This is a genomic window from Bradyrhizobium altum, assembly GCF_020889705.1.
Lineage (GTDB): Bacteria > Pseudomonadota > Alphaproteobacteria > Rhizobiales > Xanthobacteraceae > Bradyrhizobium > Bradyrhizobium altum.
Genome location: NZ_JACMYP010000515.1, coordinates 1 through 1,890, shown reverse-complemented (window position 1 = coordinate 1,890; position 1,890 = coordinate 1). Strand labels below are relative to the sequence as shown.

Genomic DNA, 1,890 nt, shown 5'->3' with positions numbered 1-1,890 from the left:
TCTGCGCCAGCGGGAGCGGCTCGTGGAATATGCCCCCGCCAATATCCAGCATATGCAGAAGGCCCTGATGGAGATGAATCTGCAGCTCCATCATGTGGTCACGAATATCACAGGCGCAACCGGCATGCGGATTATCCGAGCCATCGTTGCAGGTGAGCGGAGTCCGGACGTGTTGGCAACCTATCGAGACGTGCGATGCCATTCATCCATCGCGACGATCCGTGCGGCACTGGTGGGCAACGACCGGCACGAACATGTCTTCGCGCTGACCAATCGCTGGAACTCTACGACGTCTACCAAGCGAAGATGCTGGACTGCGACCGCAAGCTCGAGGTCCTGATCGCTGCATTGAACAATAAAGGTGCAAAGCCGGTCGGAGAGCTATCCAAGCCACGCATCAAGACCGGACGGGTCAACCCGCCGACCTTCGATGTCGGGACCGCGCTGTACGGCGCGCTCGGCGTCGATCTGACCGAGATTCATGTCTTAGGTCTATCATTGGCAATGGAGCTTGTCGGTGAATGTGGCACCGATCTGAGGGCATGGCCGAGCGCCAAGCACTTCACCTCCTGGCTGTGCCTTGCACCGGGCAGCAAAATCTCTGGCAGCTAGGGGTTGTCCTCGCGCACACGGAGATCATCCAGTCGGGCAGCCGCACTGTTGCGGTTGGCAGCAACAACCGTGGGGTGGAGCGATACGGCGCATGGTGCATTCTATCGCGGACTGTCCTCACGTGTGGGTAAGTCGAAGGCGGTGACAGCGACCGCCCGCAAGATCGCAATCTTATTCTACAACATCCTCCGGAACGGCACGCACCATAAGACCCCGGCGCGGATCACTATGAGCGGCAATATCGCGACCGTGTCCTTGCTAACCTTCAGCACCGAGCCAAATGTCTGGGCTTCGTGTTACAGGCAGTTACAGGCAACCCCGATCCGGCTGTTTCTTAACGAGTCGATCGCGATCTTTGCCGGTACCCGGACATGAAGTTCCGCTTCATCGAGGACCACCGCTACATCTATCCGGTGCGGCCGATGTGCGCCGTGCTCGAGGTCTCTCGCCGGCCGGCTATTACGCCTGGCGCGAGCGCCCGGTAAGCGCACGCACAATCGCCAATATTGCGCTTTTGGCCGCGGTCCGACAGGCGGCGGCCGCTATGGCAGCCCGCGGGTCCACGCCGACCTGCGGGTACAGGGACGTGGCGCCAGCCGTGGCCGGATCGAACGGCTGATGCATCGGCACGGCGTCAGCGCCATCGTGGCACCGCGGCGCCGGGTTCGCACGACTGACAGCCGCCATGGCGCCAGGCCGGCCGTCTGCGGCCGGACGCGATGAACAGAATAGATTTTGGAAGGCGATTGCCACAGGGCAGAGCAGCGAAGATGCTGCGTTTGAGGCCGGATTATCGCAACCTGTCGGAAGCAGATTGTTCCGAAAGGCGGGCGGCATGCCACCAGCGATGTTCAGATCTTCGGCCAAGCCTCTCTCCGGGCGCTACCTTTCATTGGCTGAACGCGAGGAAATCGCCCTTCCAAAGGTGCAGGGCCATTCCATGCGGGAGATTGGGCGCCGCTTGGGACGGGCTGCTTCGACGATCTCCCCGTGAATTGCGGCGGAACGCGGCCACCCGCGGCGGCGGGTTGGATTATCGGGCAACAACTGCCCAATGGCATGCAGACCGATCTGCCTGCCGGCCCAAGCCGACCAAGCTTGCGCCCAACGCAGCCTTGCGCACTTATGTGGAGGAGGAGAGACTTGCCGGCAGTGTTGTAGCCCCCGGGCGGAGCTTGTATTGCTGGCCCCACCGTTCGGTGGAACGACCGCCGGCATGGTAGGCGAAAGGATCGACGATGGGCCAAGGCATGGAGCCCTGAGCAGATTGCCCGACGC

At 61.9% G+C, this 1,890-nt stretch carries 1 protein-coding gene and 2 pseudogenes; all 3 read left to right on the top strand.

From position 1 onward, the window contains the following. A pseudogene (locus H8B02_RS49340) lies at positions 1 to 950 on the top strand (transposase); the annotation flags it as partial. 70 nt (positions 951 to 1,020) lie between these two features. Then, the gene (locus H8B02_RS49265; RefSeq protein WP_376711801.1) at positions 1,021 to 1,335 is read left to right on the top strand and encodes an IS3 family transposase; all 315 of its coding nucleotides are present in this window, start codon (positions 1,021 to 1,023) and stop codon (positions 1,333 to 1,335) included. Beyond that, positions 1,298 to 1,890 (top strand): annotated as a pseudogene (locus tag H8B02_RS47010) (transposase); the annotation flags it as partial. The gene H8B02_RS49265 and the pseudogene H8B02_RS47010, both read left to right, overlap by 38 nt.